The organism is Paenimyroides tangerinum (assembly GCF_003865405.1).
Classification (GTDB): Bacteria; Bacteroidota; Bacteroidia; order Flavobacteriales; family Flavobacteriaceae; genus Flavobacterium; species Flavobacterium tangerinum.
Genome location: NZ_RQVQ01000037.1, coordinates 257 through 18,022, shown reverse-complemented (window position 1 = coordinate 18,022; position 17,766 = coordinate 257). Strand labels below are relative to the sequence as shown.

The 17,766-nt window shown below is 29.6% G+C and carries 15 protein-coding genes; 4 read left to right on the top strand and 11 right to left on the bottom strand.

What is annotated here, in order from left to right; all coding sequences use genetic code 11:
- Nucleotides 1–11: 11 nt before the first annotated feature.
- Nucleotides 12–1,637 carry a S8 family serine peptidase gene (locus EG240_RS13270; protein ID WP_125019846.1) on the bottom strand — a complete coding sequence of 542 codons (1,626 nt, stop codon included), beginning with the start codon at nt 1,635–1,637 and terminating at the stop codon, nt 12–14.
- A gap of 211 nt (nt 1,638–1,848) precedes the next feature.
- Here EG240_RS13270 and rnpA point away from each other — a divergent pair, with 211 nt between their 5' ends.
- On the top strand, nt 1,849–2,220 hold the full coding sequence (rnpA, locus tag EG240_RS13265; protein WP_125019845.1) for a ribonuclease P protein component: 372 nt from the start codon (nt 1,849–1,851) through the stop codon (nt 2,218–2,220).
- A 203-nt stretch (nt 2,221–2,423) separates the two neighbouring features.
- Nucleotides 2,424–4,391 carry a KUP/HAK/KT family potassium transporter gene (locus EG240_RS13260; protein WP_125019844.1) on the top strand — a complete coding sequence of 656 codons (1,968 nt, stop codon included), beginning with the start codon at nt 2,424–2,426 and terminating at the stop codon, nt 4,389–4,391.
- Between the two features lie 30 nt (nt 4,392–4,421).
- Here EG240_RS13260 and EG240_RS13255 read toward each other — a convergent pair whose 3' ends face one another.
- The 4 genes from EG240_RS13255 to EG240_RS13240 form a co-directional block, all read right to left on the bottom strand.
- Entirely contained in the window at nt 4,422–4,862 is a 441-nt protein-coding gene (locus EG240_RS13255) for a GNAT family N-acetyltransferase (RefSeq protein WP_125019843.1), read from the bottom strand.
- A gap of 193 nt (nt 4,863–5,055) precedes the next feature.
- On the bottom strand, nt 5,056–6,048 hold the full coding sequence (locus EG240_RS13250) for a DUF4837 family protein (protein WP_158612030.1): 993 nt from the start codon (nt 6,046–6,048) through the stop codon (nt 5,056–5,058).
- A 19-nt stretch (nt 6,049–6,067) separates the two neighbouring features.
- Nucleotides 6,068–7,420 carry a lytic transglycosylase domain-containing protein gene (locus EG240_RS13245; RefSeq protein ID WP_125019841.1) on the bottom strand — a complete coding sequence of 451 codons (1,353 nt, stop codon included), beginning with the start codon at nt 7,418–7,420 and terminating at the stop codon, nt 6,068–6,070.
- An 88-nt stretch (nt 7,421–7,508) separates the two neighbouring features.
- Nucleotides 7,509–8,699 carry a phosphoglycerate kinase gene (locus tag EG240_RS13240; RefSeq protein WP_125019840.1) on the bottom strand — a complete coding sequence of 397 codons (1,191 nt, stop codon included), beginning with the start codon at nt 8,697–8,699 and terminating at the stop codon, nt 7,509–7,511.
- Between the two features lie 181 nt (nt 8,700–8,880).
- Between EG240_RS13240 and EG240_RS13235 the strand changes: the two genes are divergently transcribed.
- Nucleotides 8,881–9,327 carry a hypothetical protein gene (locus tag EG240_RS13235; RefSeq protein ID WP_125019839.1) on the top strand — a complete coding sequence of 149 codons (447 nt, stop codon included), beginning with the start codon at nt 8,881–8,883 and terminating at the stop codon, nt 9,325–9,327.
- Between the two features lie 46 nt (nt 9,328–9,373).
- On the opposite strand, the gene EG240_RS13230 is transcribed toward EG240_RS13235, so the two are convergent.
- Nucleotides 9,374–10,024, bottom strand: coding sequence for an NAD(P)-dependent oxidoreductase (locus EG240_RS13230; protein ID WP_125019838.1), 651 nt, complete (start codon nt 10,022–10,024; stop codon nt 9,374–9,376).
- A gap of 161 nt (nt 10,025–10,185) precedes the next feature.
- Between EG240_RS13230 and EG240_RS13225 the strand changes: the two genes are divergently transcribed.
- The gene (locus EG240_RS13225) at nt 10,186–11,334 is read left to right on the top strand and encodes a DNA polymerase III subunit (RefSeq protein WP_125019837.1); all 1,149 of its coding nucleotides are present in this window, start codon (nt 10,186–10,188) and stop codon (nt 11,332–11,334) included.
- A gap of 35 nt (nt 11,335–11,369) precedes the next feature.
- Here EG240_RS13225 and EG240_RS13220 read toward each other — a convergent pair whose 3' ends face one another.
- The 5 genes from EG240_RS13220 to EG240_RS13200 form a co-directional block, all read right to left on the bottom strand.
- A complete protein-coding gene (locus tag EG240_RS13220) occupies nt 11,370–12,437 on the bottom strand; it encodes a tyrosine-protein phosphatase (RefSeq protein WP_125019836.1) in 1,068 nt (355 codons plus the stop codon).
- Nucleotides 12,438–12,542: 105 nt separating this feature from the next.
- Nucleotides 12,543–13,103, bottom strand: coding sequence for a hypothetical protein (locus EG240_RS13215; protein ID WP_125019835.1), 561 nt, complete (start codon nt 13,101–13,103; stop codon nt 12,543–12,545).
- Between the two features lie 27 nt (nt 13,104–13,130).
- Complete coding sequence (locus tag EG240_RS13210) at nt 13,131–15,401, bottom strand: helix-turn-helix domain-containing protein (protein ID WP_125019834.1); 2,271 nt, start codon at nt 15,399–15,401, stop codon at nt 13,131–13,133.
- Between the two features lie 83 nt (nt 15,402–15,484).
- A complete protein-coding gene (locus EG240_RS13205; protein WP_158612029.1) occupies nt 15,485–16,102 on the bottom strand; it encodes an OmpH family outer membrane protein in 618 nt (205 codons plus the stop codon).
- A 217-nt stretch (nt 16,103–16,319) separates the two neighbouring features.
- Nucleotides 16,320–17,168: a class I SAM-dependent methyltransferase gene (locus EG240_RS13200; protein ID WP_125019832.1), complete on the bottom strand. Its 849-nt coding sequence runs from the start codon at nt 17,166–17,168 to the stop codon at nt 16,320–16,322.
- Between the last annotated feature and the right edge of the window lie 598 nt (nt 17,169–17,766).

Below are 17,766 nucleotides of genomic sequence, written 5' to 3'. Positions count from 1 at the left end.
TATTTTTAAAATTATTTTCCTCTTGAAACTTTATCTGCTAAAATTAAAGCATTGTAAGCATTAACAAATTTTCCAGAAGTTGAAATTTTTTCGAATTCACGTTTATCATTTTTATCACCAGAAACAATTACTTCTTGATTCACAGTTACACCAGAATCCATGATAATTTGCTTCACTTGATTAGCTGTTAAGTTTGGATAATATGAACGAATTAAAGCAGCAACACCAGCTACGTTTGGAGAAGCCATTGAAGTTCCTTGTAAATATTCGTATTTTCCGTTTGGAGTTGTAGCATAAATCTGAACTCCAGGTGCAAATACATCAACATCTTTGTTTCCAAAGTTTGAGAAATTAGCAATCATTCCTTCACCAAATCTTGGGTTTAAAGCACCAACAACCAAAAAGTTATCAGCAAATTCTTTTGAAGCATTTAAATTTCTATCGTTTGGATAACGATCTACATCTCCAGTTAATGGATTTAAATCTAATGCATCATTTCCTGCTGCAACAACGATTAATACATCTTTAGAAGCTGCATATTTAATCGCATCTTGAACCCATTTATTGTTTTGTGAAAAATATTTACCAAAACTTCCGTTGATAACTTTTGCTCCATTATCAGCTGCATAACGAATAGCTAAAGCAATATCTTTATCGTACTCATCACCGTTTGGAACAGCTCTTAAAGACATGATTTCTGACACTTCAGAAGCAACACCGTCTCCACCTAAACCGTTATTTCTTGATTGAGCAATAATACCAGCAACGTGAGTACCGTGTTTTGCATGTTCGCGATCACCCATTACATCAGCATCACCGTAATTTACATCATTGATATCGTAAGGATTATCACCAACAACAGCTCTACCGTCGAAGTTAACATTTAAGTTAGCATTCATTTGACCATTGTAATAGTCTTTGATATCATTGACATAAGACTGTGTTCTACCAGAAGCAAAAACATTAGTCATTAATTTTTTAGCTTTGATTACATCTTCAGGAGCAGTTTCAAGAATCGTTTCTAAATCTTCTTTTGTATAAACTTCTTTTCCTAAATATTTTACTAATGTAGTATTAGTTGTTTCTAAAATTTCAATACGTTCTTTTAACGGTTCTAACTCAGCAATCTTAGCTTCTAATTCTCCTTTAGCACGTTTGTATTTCATTGATCCGTCATCACCTTTCTTAACGATACGAGTCATTTCAAGATTCTCATCATTAGATTTTCCTAAGAAATTCCAACCATGAACATCACCTTCATAAATGCTGTTTTTATTTTTCTTCTTGTTTGCTTTCGAAGTATTTTTGTTATAAATCTGAGGTTGTAAATCTTCATGATCAATCTCAATTCCAGAATCAATAACAGCAACAATTACTTTATTACCTTTCTTATCCTTGATAATTTCAGCATAAGCACGATCAACAGACATTCCAGGAATTGTATCATTAATAATATCTAAATGGCTCCAACGTTTTAAATCGTTTTCAGATAATTTAGATTTTCTTGTTGGTAAATGATCTGCATTTTCGATTGGTTGTAAAGTACTTAAATTAGGAAGTTTACTTTTTTGAGTACTACAACTTGCTAATGCTAAAGCCAAAGCAGCCGATAAGTAAATTGATTTGTTAATGTTCATGATGTTAAAAATTTATTATTGAATTGGTCAATCATTTTAAAAAAATGTTACACTAAAAATCTAGTTTAACATTGATTAACATAATTTAGAGGATTATTTTGCGGTAAAATTAGCAAAATTTACTAGACTAGAAAATAATCAGAATATAAACTAATGTTAAGAAGCGAGTTTAAACTTAGTATTTCGTAAATTTGCATTTTTAAAAAACAAAATGAACGCAACATATCCAAAGGCAGAAAAATTAAAAAAACAGAAACATATCGATTTACTTTTTAGTGAAGGAAAATCGGTTTCTAAATATCCACTTCGTTTGGTTTATGCTCCGTTGGAAGAAAATGAAGTTCCTTTAGAATTCGGAGTTTCTGTATCAAAGCGGTATTTTAAAAAAGCGGTTGACCGTAATTATTTCAAACGTGTTTTACGCGAAACCTATCGTTTAAACAAAGATTTACTTCATTCAAATTTAAAACAACCTTATGCTATGATGTTTTTTTATCAAACTAAAGAACGTCTATCTTACGCAGAAATTGACTTAAAAACGAAATTATTGTTTGAAAAGTTTGTTGAAACTATCAATAAATAATTTTTAATTTTAGTTAATTCAACTAATAAAACATTAAAAAAAATAAACAAATCATTTTATAACACAAGTATTTTAAGATAATTAAGCTTTTTAAGCAGATTTAATTTTCGATATAATATTTAATTACCTTTGCTCGAAATTTTTATCTATATTCTTGAAATATTTGATAAATTCTAACGGAGTATTATTTTAAATGATTTGATTTGAAACCTCAAAATTCAGGGCATTTTAACAAAATTACTTTTGGTTCACTTTTAGTAACCTTAGGAATTATTTACGGAGACATTGGTACATCACCATTGTATGTAATGAAAGCCATTTTTGGCACAACTGCTATAAAAAAAGATATTGTACTCGGTGCAATTTCTGCAGTATTCTGGACATTAACTATCCAAACTACAATCAAGTACGTTTTTTTAACCTTAAAGGCCGACAACAACGGTGAAGGTGGTATTTTTTCGCTATATACTTTAGTGAAAAAAATCAATAAAAAATGGCTGATTGTTCCTGCAATTATCGGTGGAAGTTCCATGATTGCTGATGGAATTATCACACCTCCAATCTCAATTTCGTCAGCGATTGAAGGTATTCAAATCTATCAGCCTGATATCAAAACCATTCCGATAGTTATTTTAATTATCATTATTCTGTTCTTTTTTCAAAGCTACGGAACCAAAACCATTGGAAAGTTTTTTGGTCCAATGATGTTGACATGGTTCTCAATGTTGGGAATTCTTGGAGCAATGTACACTTTTCAGAACATTGAAATTTTCAAAGCATTAAATCCAGTTTATGCGATTGAACTTTTAAAAGTACATCCCGATGGTTTTTATGTACTAGGTTTTGTTTTCCTATGTACAACAGGTGCTGAAGCTCTTTATAGCGATTTAGGACATTGTGGAATTAAGAATATTCGTATCAGTTGGATTTTTGTAAAAGCAACTTTATTACTAAATTATTTCGGTCAAGGTGCTTATCTATTAACCCGAGAAAACGAAAAGCTTACGCAAATTATTGATGGAAAATCTATAACAGCAAATCCATTCTTCTTGATTATGCCTGATTGGTTTTTACCAATTGGAATTTGTATTGCTACATTATCAGCAATTATCGCTGCTCAAGCTTTAATCACGGGTTCTTTTACGATGATAAACGAAGCGATGCGATTGAATTTCTGGCCAAAAGTTTTAGTGAAATATCCATCTTTAATCAAAGGTCAATTGTATATTCCTTCAATCAACTGGTTGTTGTGTATTGGTTGTATTCTGATTGTTCTTTATTTCGAAGAATCTAGTAATATGGAAGCAGCTTATGGATTAGCGATTGTAATGTGTATGATTTCAACGACAATTTTATTTACTTTTTATATGATTTTAAAAAGATATAATAAAATTTTTATCATTGCATTCTTTATTTTTTATCTAGGATTAGAAATCTGTTTTTTAATTGCAAACATCAGTAAGTTTTCTCACGGAGGATATGTTTCAATAATTGTTGCCGGAATTCTAGTAATCGTCATGACTATTTGGTATTTAGGTAAGAAAATCAGAAAGAATTACACAGAATACGTTAAGCTTAAGGATTACGAAAAAATTATTTGCGATTTAAGTCGAGATGAAACGATTCCAAAATACGCAACGAATTTGATTTACTTAACAAACGCACAAAACAAAGACGAAGTCGAATCTAAAATCATTTATTCGATTTTACATAAACGTCCAAAACGCGCAGATAATTACTGGATGATTCACGTAAACGTTCTTGATGAACCGCACGGAATGGAATATCAAACCAAACGAATTTCTGACAAAATTATGCGTGTTGATTTTTATTTAGGATTCCGTGTTGCTCCAAAAATCAGCGTTTTATTTAAGAAAGTTCTAGATGATTTAACTTGTTCAGGTGAAGTAAACCCAATGAGTACTTACGAATCTTTAAAGAAAAATGATATTATGGGTGATTTCAAATATGTGATTATCGAAAAAGTAATTACATACGATAACGAATTACCTTGGTACGAATCGATTGTTTTAGATGGTTATGCTTTAATTCGTAAAAACAGTATTTCTGAAGAAAAAGCTTTTGGTTTAGATAACAGTTCGGTTAAGATTGAATATTATCCAATGATTTTGCATCCAAAACCAGTAATTGATTTAAAAAGAAGATTATAACAAGAAATCCAGCTATATAGCTGGATTTCTTTATTTTATTTCCATTTGAACATGTGGAATATCATCTTCTAAATACATATCTGAAGTGGTTACAAAACCGTGAGCCGCATAAAACTTTTGTAAATGTTCTTGAGCAGAAATAGTTATTTCTTCGGTTTCGAAATTTTCATGTATTGCTTGAATCGAAGCATTAACTAAAACATGACCAAGATTTAAATTTCGTTTTTCTGGCGAAACTACAACTCTACCAATCGAAGCGGTTTCATATTTAATTCCTTTGTCAAAAATTCGAGCATAAGCAACTAAATCATCATTTTCGTACAGCATAACATGCATTGCTTTTTCATCATAACCATCAATATCCTGATAAACACAATTTTGCTCAAATATAAAGACTTGATTTCTTAAAGATAAGGATTTATACAAATCAAGAAGAGAAAGTTCTTTAAATCGCTTTATTTCAATTTTCATTATTATAGAAATTTATTATTTAATAATTCGTTACATTTCAAAAAAACAGTTTCATAAATCAAAACATGAAATTTTTTTAACGTAACGATTAAAATCTTAATCGGTGATTTTTTGATTCATTGTAATCGATTTATTTCAAAAAGTTAAGGATTTATATCAACCAATGCAAAAAAGTTCTTTAAATCGCTTTATTTCAATTTTCGTTATCATAAAAATTTACTGTTTTAATAATTCCTTCCATTTCAAACAATAAATCGCGTTTTGATTTATATGGATAGTTTACAAATGCTTGAAAAATTAAATATCTATCGTAATACGAATCTTTCAATGCAATATTTAAAAAAGGACCACTCATAAAATCATTTTCCATTTCCCAAGTTCCAGAAATTTCATAACCAGAAAATTCTTGTATTTGAATCGGTTTAAAAGATGGAAAAAATCCAGTTTCAGTTATCAAATAAGAATTCTCGTTTGAACCTTGAATAAAAAGTTTAGAAATCGAATCTTGAACTTTTATTAAATTATCTTCAATATCATCTTTCGAATTTTCAATTGATGAAATCGGAACTTCATAAATTACTAAATTGGAATTTCCTGTTGGCAAGTCTTTCTGAAACCACAAAAAATTATCATGTTCTAAAACCAATTGAAAAGTTTTCGGAATCTTAATCGTACATGCAAAAAACTCTTTGACGATATCGGTATCTAAAAGTTCTTTACGAACTAAAGCATGTTGTTCTTCATTCAATTCAGATTTTCGAAAAACTGAAATAATCGAATCAGCATGTGTATTAAAATTCTGAATCAATTCTTTGTTTGAATTAGCTCGTACAAAAAATAAATTTTGCGGAGTTGCATAAAAACTCTTTTCTAATGTAAATAAATAATCATCCGAATTTGAAAACACTACAATGTTACGAGACGTTTTAGCTTTAGTAGAAAAGATCTCTGGACTGTATTGATCTAAATCAAAAATAGGTTCATCTTTATCTAAACCAAAACCCGTCTGAGCCAATCTTTTTCGAATACTATCACCTACTTCTCCATTCCATAAATCATCTTCGATAACAACCGTAATATGATTCCGCGATCCAAAAGATGGATTTAATTTTCCTGTCGTAATTTCATTCTTCTTTGAACATGAAGTTATACAAACAACAATAAAAATTAAATATAAATATTTCAATTGAATCTTGGTTTAGTGTTTAAATTTTTAATTTCATTCCTGGTTTTAAACTACTTGCATTCTTGATATTGTTTTTCTTCATCAACTGAGCAACAGTAATATTTCCATATTTTTTTGCAATAGAACTTAACGTATCGCCTTTTTTAACTACATAAGTTTTAGCTGCGCTTGAAGCTTTTGATTTTGAACTGTTAGAAGCAATTGCACTAGTCTTTTCAGAAACAATTTCGTCAACAATATTCTTCTCTAGTTTGTAATTTTTTTGATAATTTAAATAAGCATAAATCTTTTTTTCATTTGATGCAAAACGCGAAATTTTATCAATTGGCAAACGCAACGAATGTTTTTCTTGATCATAATTCGGAATAAAATCTAATTTATATTTCGGATTCAATAACTTTATTTCATCAACAGAAATATCTAATAATTCAGAAATTTCAGTGAAAGCAATAGCTTGTTTCAAATGAATAGTATCCGTTTTGATAAAAGGTAAAGTTGCCTTTTTAGGAACTATTCCATGTTCTTTGTGATATTCGTAGATATACAAAGTCGCTAAAAATGCAGGAACATAACCTTGTGTTTCTTTTGGTAAATATTCTCTGATTTCCCAATAATTTGTTTTACCACCCGAACGACGAATCGCTTTAGAAACCGTTCCAGGTCCTGAATTATAAGAAGCTAGAACCATTTCCCAGTTACCGAAAACTTCGTATAAATCTGCTAAATACTTTGATGCTGCATCTGTAGCTTTCAAAGGATCAGAACGTTCATCTACATACGAATTTACTTCTAAACCGTATTGTTTTCCGGTTGGGTACATAAATTGCCAAAGGCCAGTTGCACCAACTCTTGATTTAGCTTTTGGATTTAAAGCCGACTCAACAATCGCCAAATATTTGATTTCCAAAGGTACATTTCTCTTAGCTAAATGTTCTTCGAACATCGGGAAATAGTATTCAGAAACTGCCATTAAACGTTCAAAAGATTTTGATCTGTTTTTTAAGAAGTTTTTGATTACTTTTTCTAGCGTTGGACTGTACTTGATGTCAAATGGATACTTTTTGTCTAATTGAGCTAATCGAGCTTTTAAAACATCGGTTGATAAATCGTAAGCAACATCTTGGTCTAAATAAACGCTATTAATATCCGATTCCATGTTTTCAAACATTTCGTCGTTTAATAATTCGTTTACCCATTTTTTGTCAATGTTTGCTCCAGCTTTGTGGTTCACAAAGGTTTTCTTAATTGAATCTAGGTAAGATTGTGGCGTTTGAATTTCTTTTGGAAGAACTTTAACTTCGACTTCAGTTTCTTGTGCAAAAGTAGTTAAAGAAAAAACTCCAAAAAGAAAAGTGGTAAGGGTCTGTTTCATAATACAAAAGGGCTTATCAACTTTTCAGTTTTTAATTAATTAAATAAGGCATCTTTCAATTTTTTTATTGAAAAGATGCCTTTTGATACTATTTTAAAATAGCTGCAATTCCAGGAAGCGTTTTTCCTTCAAGCATTTCAAGCATTGCTCCACCACCGGTAGAAACGTAACTCATTTTTGGTTCTAAACCAAATTGCTTAACTGCAGCAACTGAATCGCCTCCACCAACTAACGAGAAAGTTCCGTTAGCGGTCGCTTCAGCGATGAAATTTCCTAATGAAATGGTTCCTTGAGAGAATTTTTCTAATTCAAAAACACCTAATGGACCGTTCCATAAAATGATTTTTGATTCAGCAATTACAGGCTTTAAGCTTTCTAATGTTTTTGGACCAACATCTAAACCTTGCCATCCGTCAGGAATTTCGTTTACATTAACAATTTGTGTATTTGCATCGTTTGAAAAACGATCTGCAATTATCATATCGATTGGTAAGTGAATCTGAACATTTTTAGCTTTAGCTTTTTCTATAATTTCCAAAGCTAAATCTAATTTATCGTCCTCAACGATTGAATTACCAATATTACCTCCTAAAGCTTTAATAAACGTAAAAGTCATTCCTCCACCAATAATCATGTGATCGATTTTATCTAAGATATTCTCGATGATAGTGATTTTAGACGAAACTTTTGAACCTCCTAAAACGGCAGTTACAGGTTTTTCTGAACTGTTTAAAACTTTATCTATACTTTCGATTTCTTTAGCTAATAAGAAACCAAAACATTTATTTTCTGGGAAAAATTGTGCTACAATTGTTGTAGAAGCATGCGCTCTGTGAGCCGTTCCAAAGGCATCGTTTACATAAACATCGCCAAGGTTTGCTAATTGTTTTGCATAATTTTCGTCACCTTTTTCTTCTTCAGCATAAAAACGAAGATTTTCTAACAAAATAACATCTCCAGGTTGTGCATTTGCAACGACAGCTTCAACTTCAGCACCAACTGAATCAGAAACAAAAGTTACTTTTTTACCTAAAACTTCTTCTACTTTAGAAACGATGTGTTTCAATGAAAATTTATCTTCAGGTCCGTTTTTTGGTCTTCCCAAATGCGACATCAAAATGGCAATTCCGCCATCGTTAGTGATTTTTTCAATAGTTGGTTTTGCGGCAACAATTCGATTATCGTCTGTAACATTAAAATCTGCATCTAAAGGCACATTAAAATCTACACGTACAATCGCTTTTTGGTTTTTAAAATTGAAATCTTTAATTGTTTTCATTGTGAAAATTAATGGTGTTGAGTTGTTTATAATCCACAAATATAGAAAAATATTAAACTTCTATTTTTTTATCTTATTTTTACATGTGTTAATTAATTCTTAAAATCATAATAATGAAGCTATTAAACAATAAATATCAACCTAAAAAAGTTGAGATTTTATAAAATTTTAAAACATGAACATGGATATAATCGTAATATTTGTTTACAGCATAAGCACTTCTGCGTTGTCAATTATTTTAATTTTAGACCTTGCTCGCATCGCAACATTTTTGTTTTATGATAAAGATAAAAATCAAGTGTCAAAAAAATTAATGGTTAAACCACTTGTAGGAACAAAGATATATTCTTTACAAAATATTTTGGCTGCTTGTATCTTAATTCCTTCGATGTATTTGATTCTAAAAGTTGGTGTAAGAATCAACATTTATGTTTTTTATCTTCTAAATGCTATATTTTTTTTCTTCATTACATCAATAGCTTTTGTCCAAAAAAAACTACAATTAGAAATCGAATCAAGAAAAAAAGCAAAACTAATTTTTATACTAGAAATTGGAATTTTAATCGTTCTAGGAATTTTACATTTCTATTTGGATTTTGGTTTTGATTTAATAAACAACAAAGCATAAAAAAACTCAACATTCCTGCTGAGTTTTGTATGTTTGTTTTGTATGTTTAGTAAGCTGCCGTAAAACGTTGTTTAACAAAATGTGGAAATTCTAATTCATCAACAATTGCAACAGCGACATCTTCAGCAGATAAAATACTTCTTCCTTCATCGTTAAAAACAGGTTCATTCAATCCAGTTCTATAAGCGCCTTTACGAACACCAGAAGTTCCAGGATGCATTTCTAAAGCTGGACTAAAAAACGTCCAATTTAGAATTAGATTTTGTTTTAAATGATTAAAATAATCACGAGCTGCAGTCGCACCAGGTTTTATTTGAGAAGGAAAATCTGCTCCGTCAACAAATTGATTTCCATCTTTATCATACAAACTTCCAGCACCGCCAACAACTATAAAACGTTTGGTACCAGCAGCAATTACAGCCTTTTCGATAGCTATTGAACCTTTTAAAAAATCTTCATATAAATTTGGATTTGTCCAACCGGCATTGAAAGAACTAATAACAGCATCGGCCGCATTTATAGCATTGACAAATTTATCGGTTTCATTGATGTCCAAAGATTCGCATTCGACGTGTTTTATTCTTGGAAGTTTACTAATATCTCTAGCAATTGCTTTAACAGAATGACCGCGGTCAACTAATTCTTGTAAAATCTTTAAGCCCACAAAACCAGAAGCTCCAACTAAAACTACTCTCATATTTTTTGTTTTTTGAATTGATTAAGAAAAATTGAATAAAACACACAAAATGTTCATTTCTATAAAATTAAGGATTTATTTATTAAAAATAATTTTATTTTTACTGATAATTTCCCGCTATTTTACTGGGAAAATTCAAGCATTTTTTATAAATTTGAAGTATGAAGTTTTCTAAAATAATTGGTCAACAAAACATAAAAAAGCACTTAACTCAAAGTGCTGGTTCTGGCCGAATTCCTCACGCACAATTGTTTATCGGACCCGAAGGTTCGGGTGTTTTACCAATGGCAATCGCTTATGCGCAATATATTATTTGCAAAAATATAGGCGAAGAAAATGCTGGTGGAAATGCTGCTTGTAATTTAAAATTTGAAAATTTTCAACATCCAGATATTCACTATGTTTTTCCAGTTGCAACTAACGAATCTGTTGGAAGTAAACCGATAAGTGATAATTTTATGGACCAATGGTTTGAGTTTCTAAAAACTGATATTTACGGAAACATTAACGATTGGTACGAACATCTTGATATTAAAAATAAACAAGGAAACATCAGTGTTCACGAAGCAACAAACATTATAAAAAAACTTTCTTTAAAATCGTTTGAAGGTGGCTACAAAGTGATGATTATTTGGATGGCTGAAAAAATGAATACCGAAGCTTCAAACAAATTATTAAAACTACTTGAAGAACCAACAGATAAAACGGTTTTCATCTTAATTGCTGAAGATGAAAAAGCAATTTTACAAACGATTTTATCACGTTGTCAGGTTTTACATTTCAATAAACTTGCTGCAAATGATATTCAAGAAGCGTTAATAAATTACGAAAATTGTGATGTTTCTGAAGCTGCAATTATTGCAAATTCCTCTCAAGGAAATTATAACAAAGCATTAAAAATATTAAATCATACAGAAAATGATTTACCTTTTGAACAATGGTTTATTACTTGGGTTCGTGCGGCTTTTCGTGCAAATAAAAATGCTAAAGTAATTTCTGATTTAATCAATTGGAGCGATGAAATTTCTGCAATTGGACGAGAAAAACAAAAGAAATTCTTGGAATATTGTATGGAAATGTTTCGTCAAGCTTTGTTAATCAATTACAAAGTGAATGAATTGGTTTATATAAAACCTGAAGATGCAACATTTAAATTAGAAAATTTTGCTCCGTTTGTAAACGATAAAAACATTTTAGATATTTATCAAGAACTGTCTGACGCTATGTATCACGTGGAACGCAACGGAAATCCTAAAATTATATTTACAGACTTATCGATCAAACTTACAAGATTGATTCACAGAAAATAAAAAAACCGATTTCAATATGAAATCGGTTTTTTAAATTATAATTTGTAGGTGAATTTTTGAATTAATTGAGCTCTTTCAGCATCTGAAAAACCCAATTGATTTTTTATAAAAGCATCAATTCCACCATATTTGTTATCAATAATATCAAAAGAAGCTTGTAGATATTTTTTATTTACACTCATAACAGCTTCGATTGCAGCGGGTTCAATTTTATCTCCATAACCTAATTTCGAAACATTTTTCATCAAATCTTCAATTTTAGCTTTGGTATAAAAATTAGTCATTTCATATTCATCCAAAATTGTCTTACGATCAACGTTCAGAATAGAAAGAATCATCGCAGCTGTAAAACCTGTACGATCTTTTCCAGCTGTACAATGGAAAATACTTGGATAATCATATTCAATAAAAATTTGATGTAATAATTTATTAAATTTAACTGCATCTTCATTTGCGAAACTTTTGTAAGTATCAATTAAAAGCTGCTCAGCATCAGCTTTTGTAAATGAACCTTTAGCCATTTTAGCTTGCAAACCTTGTAACATACCACTATCGTTATCAGCAAAAATTGGAAAATGCTCGTAACTAATGTTTTTAGGAAGATTATCTTTCGCTGTTTTAATTTCAAAATCAGATCTTAAATCAAAAACTCGTTGAATATCCAAACCATGAATATAATTAAATTCAGAAGAAAGTAATGCATTCAAAGCATCTGAACGATAAAAACGACCCCAATTTACATAACGCTCGTCTTTAGTTTTAATTCCACCTAAATCTCTAAAATTATCTAAATCATTGATAATCAATTTACGTTCTGCAACCATTAATGTATCTTTAGCAGGTGTGATTACAGCATAAAAAGGACGAGGTAAATTTCTTGGTAATGAAATCGAAGAACCGTCAATTCCATAACAAGATTTCCAATTGATATTTGTTGGAGAAAACCCTTCAAAAACTTGATATTTTCCAGGTTTACTAAAATTTAATTCAATCGAATTGACATCGGAAATGATATAAACATCCTCATGTAACGTACGATTAAAATCTTGTGCAAAAATTTGAAATGAAGCAAAAAAGCATCCAATTATAAAATATTTTTTCATAACTAAATTATTATTTTTTATAAAGATACAGATAAAAAAATTATCAAGAAAATAAGAAAAATGATTAAAAAAAAACCGAAATCAAATAGAAATCGGTTTATTAAATTATAATTTGTAAGAAATTTTTAAATTAAGTGGTAAAATAAAATCACTAGTAGAATAATCCTTATCCCATTTAAAACCATATCCAGCACCAATTCCCACTTCATAACCAAAATTTGATTTACCAAAATTTCTACTTATGTTCCACATCGGAGCCAAATAAAACTGATTATAAATTGAGATATTTTCAGAACTTTTAATCGTAGCATAATCACCAAAATACTGAGCTTTCAATGAAATAAAATTTCCAGAATTGTTTTTCAAATTCAAACCTTTGTTCTCACGTTTAGCTAAATTGTAATAATAACGCCCTTCAGCAGATAATGATGGAGCCAAAATAAAATCACTTGAATCTTCATCAAAAAAAATTCCACCTTCGTAACTAAGTTCCCCTTTTACAGTAATATTCTTACTTAAAACATGCTCGTATGAAAATCCGAAACCTAGAAAATTATAATTTACTTCAAAAATATTTTTCAATGTAGATTCTTGAATTTCAGTATTTTCTTGTGCGTAAAAAGATGTTGATAGTAATAAACTAACTAAAAAAGTTATTTTTTTCATTTTAAAAAATTTTGACAAAGATAATGTTTAAACATCAAGTGTAGCCTTGAATAATCTAAGTTCTTCCCAAGAAATGGTATCTCCAACTTCGGCTTTTATTTCAGTTAACGATTTATCACCGTAATCTTTGAACGCATTTTCTAAATCTTTGATTCTATTTTTTGGAATAATTTCAGAAATTTTAATCTTCTTTTGACTGATTAATTTAGCTAAATGACCGTAAATAGTTTGTGGTGTTAGCTTTCTGAAATCGGCAATTTCTTGTACCGTTTTCTTTTTCAACCACAATTCAAATGTAACATCAGTTGTTACTTTTTTCTCAGATTTTTGAATCACTTTTTTCTCGTAATAACCTTCATCAGCTGCGTCATCATCATCAAAATTCAAACTCGTTTTAGAAATAATATCCTGAATCGTAACCAAATGATTGATTCGATATTCTGCTAATGAATTCAATTTCAAAGTTTCCTTTGTAATCGGTTGACCATCTGCAATAGCAAGCATAATCCGATTCATCTTTTTTAATTGTAAAACCATCTGAATTTGAATGGTTTCCAAATCCAAAAGTTCTTCATAAAATCCACGCATTTTTTTTGTACGCTTAACTTTTTCTAATGTAAACAATGTTTCAAAAGCCAACTGGTCTAATTTCGGATAAAAATATTCATAAGCCTTTTCAAATCGCTCTTGTAGGTACGTCAAATTTGGCGTATTTGAAGAATATATCGAATGAATTTGTTTTATGAAATTCTCAGCGTGTTGAAAATTTGTTTTTATACGCTCTAACTGCTGTTGTGCCCAAGAAAAATACTGATATTTCTTACTTTTCTCAGATTCAAGTTCAAATGTTTTAACCAAACGTACCCAATCCATCATTGGTTCAAACCAAGAAAAAGTTTGTATTAAACTGATTTTTAAGAAATTTTGTGTTTCAAATGATAAATCTTGTTCTAAAGAATCCGCATCTTTTTTGTTCTTAGAATAGTTAATTACATCTTCATCCGCAGAAATACCATTCAAATCTATCTCAGAAAGCAAAATAAGCCCATTTAAGCTACGTAAACGAGAAAGAGCTACATAAGCCTGCCCAGCGACAAAAACGTTCGATACATCGAGCGCAGCTTTATCAAAAGTTAAACCTTGCGATTTATGAACCGTAATTGCCCAAGCAAGTTTGATTGGATATTGGGTGAAAGTACCTAAAACTTCTTCTTCAACCTGCTTAGAATCAGCATTTATCTTGTAACGAATATTCTGCCATTCGTATTTATCAACTTCAATTGTTTTTTTATCTTCAGGAAAATAAACCAAAATTTCTTGAGCTGATAAAGATGAAATAATTCCCATCTTTCCGTTGTAGAATTTTTTTTCGTAGGATATGTCGTTTTTAGTGAAGATAATTTGAGCGCCGACTTTTAAACACAGCTCATATTCCATCGGAAAAATCTTTTCAGGGAATTCTCCGACAATCTCAGGAAGATAAATATGTTCTTGTTCTTTTAAATTTTCAAGAGCTTCGTTATTAATTTTATCTGCTTTGGCATTGTGCGTAGTTAACGTAATATAACCTTTTTCTTTTTTGAAATCGAATTTAGGATTTACGTATTTATTCAAAATCGATAAATCATTCTTGGTAATTTTGTTATTACGTAGATTATTTAAAATCGAAATAAAAACATCATCTGATTGACGATAGATTTTATTCAATTCTACATACAACGGCGGAAATTGATCTAAACATTTCGCATTGAAAAAATAAATTCCATTGTAATAATTTTTTAAAAAATACCATTCTTCATTTTTCACAACAGGCGGAAGTTGTAACAAATCACCAATAAACAAAACCTGAACACCACCAAAAACAGAATCATTTCTACGAACAGTTCGAAGCATCAAATCCATCGCATCTAGAACATCTGCACGAAGCATACTCACTTCATCAACAATCAAAAGTTCCATATTTTTTATTACGGCTTTTTTGATGTTGTTCATCTTTGAATGGCGAATCAAAGTAGAATAATTCTCGAATCGGAAATATTCTGAATCGGAATTTATAAAATCATACGTTGGTAAAAAGGTTGCAAACGGAAGTTGAAACAACGAATGAATTGTTACGCCACCAGCGTTCAAAGCAGCAATTCCAGTTGGTGCCACAACCACAGTATTTTTATGCGTTGTAGAAACAATTTCTTTTAACAAAGTCGTTTTACCAGTACCAGCCTTTCCTGTAAGAAAAATAGAACGATTGGTTTGGTTGATAAATTGTAACGTTAAAGCGGCTTCACGTGAAACTTCCATTTGAATTTAATTTATTTTGGAATTTACTAAAAATGAAAATGCCACCCAAATTTCGAGTGGCATTTAATATATTTTAAAGAATCTTATTTTTTAGTTTCTTTTTTATCTTCTGTAGTTTTAGAATCTGAAGTTGTTGCTTTATTTTCATAAGCTTCGTTCATTAATTTCAAAACTTCTGCAGTAATATCAGAACCTTCTTTTGCATACAAAACAGTTGAAGCATCTCCAGTTCCAAGAACATAATCGAAACCTTTTTCAGCTCCGTATGTTTTAATGAATTTTTTCATTTTAGAAACTAAACTGTCACGTTCAACAGCAGATTCTTCTTGAAATTTTTGCATGTAGTTTTGTTCTTTCTGAGCTAAAGTTTGTTGACGTTTTCCTAATTCAGCTTCGCGTTGTTGTGCCCATTCCATTCCTTTTGATTGCGCGTTCTTTTGTAAATCTGCAACATCATTTTGGAATCTTCTCATATCTCCTTCAAGCTCGCTCTGCATTTTTTCAGACATCGCTTTAAACTTTGATTCGAAATCAACAGATTCTTTATATTCTTTCATCAACTTTTCAGTATCGATATAAACGATGTTTTGAGAACCAGCAGAAATTTCTTTTGTTTCTGGATTAGTTGAAGTAGTTTCAGATTTATCTCCACATGAAATTAATGCTGCAGCAAAACCTACAAGTAAAAAAATTTTTTTCATTTTTAAAAGCTTGATTATTTTTTTGTAAAAGTATGACATTTTTTTTAAAAGCAATAATTTTTTAAAATTTCACATGTATAAATAAATCTTATAGTAAATTTCAAAAAACTAATAAATCATCTATTAAAAACGACCTTCATATTTGCGATTTAAGACACTTTTAAAAAATCTGAATATATAAATACATTTTAAACTTAGATTATAAAAAATAAATATCTTATTTTAAGTTTTCCAAAAAATAAACGTGAGAAGAATACTCTTTGGTACTTTTTCCTTTTAAATTTGAAATAACTCCAATATAAAATGCTCTTAATAGATTCATTTTACCAGAACGATATTTTTCAGATAAAAGTGAAACATAAAAACTATCAAAATACATCGGCTTGATATGTATCAATTGCATTTGATAATTTTGAAATATTTTTTTTATCGAAGTTTTACTAAAATGCCAAAGATGTCTAGGTACATCATACGCAGCCCAATCTGATTTATAAAAACTCGCATCATACGATTTATAATTCGGAACAGCAATTATTAAAAGTCCATCTGGTTTTAATAAAGTTTTGATTTGCTTGATTTGTTTATCCAAATCTGGAACGTGTTCTAAAACGTGCCACATGGTAATAACATCGAACGAATGTTTTTGATAAGAATCTAAATCATCAATCAGATTTATATTTTTAGATTTTGAAATTGCTTTTGCTTTTTCATTTGGTTCAAAACCGAAAACGTTCCATCCTTCTTCTTTTGTTCGAAACAAAAAATCACCAGTTCCACAACCGATGTCAAGAATAGAAATTGTACTTTTCTTAAATGATTTTATCCAACTAATTTTATCGTTTAAGGTTTTCTTCTTTACAGTTTGATAAACCTTTTCGAAAAGATTTCGTGAACCATCTGTATGGGAAATATAATCTTCACTTTCGTAATATTTTCCAAGTTCAGATAATACTGGAAATGGATTTGTTTTTAATAATTCATATTCTGAATCTTCGAATAATTCAAAAGATTCTTTAGAAATGGAATGGTCTTTTACGTCGATGAATTTCTTGTTGAAATGAAACATTTTACTTTTTAATTATATTTCTTAGCGAGAATAAGATGCCGAAATTACTATTTTTTTAAACATAATTTCAAATAGAAATAGAGAAATTTTAAAAAGATTTTTAGAACAGGTTCCCTACTACATTTTAAAAAATAAGAATGATAAGAAATATAACTCCGTCAGAGTTTAAAACTCTGACGGAGTTATTTAAATAAAAGGGAATATTCATTTAAAAAAAATTAATTATTCAATGATTGAAATATTTTAGTTTATAACAAAACGTAAAAATCTTTTATATTTTAAAAATCTTAAAATCTGAAATTCGTTCTTGAAATTCGTTCTTGAAATTCGTTCTTGAAATTCGTTCTTGAAATACATTCTTGAAATACGTTTTAAAAAATTAAAGATTGAAAGATTAAAGATTGAAAGATTGAAAGATTAAAAAATTGAAACATAGAATTGATAAATAAATATCAAAAACACTTCTATCCTATTTTGTTTTTATAATATATTTTAATACTAAATCAATTTAAAATTATAAACTATTTAAAATACATTCTTGAAATATATTCTTGAAATACATTCTTGAAATTCGTTCTTGAAATTCGTTCTTGAAATT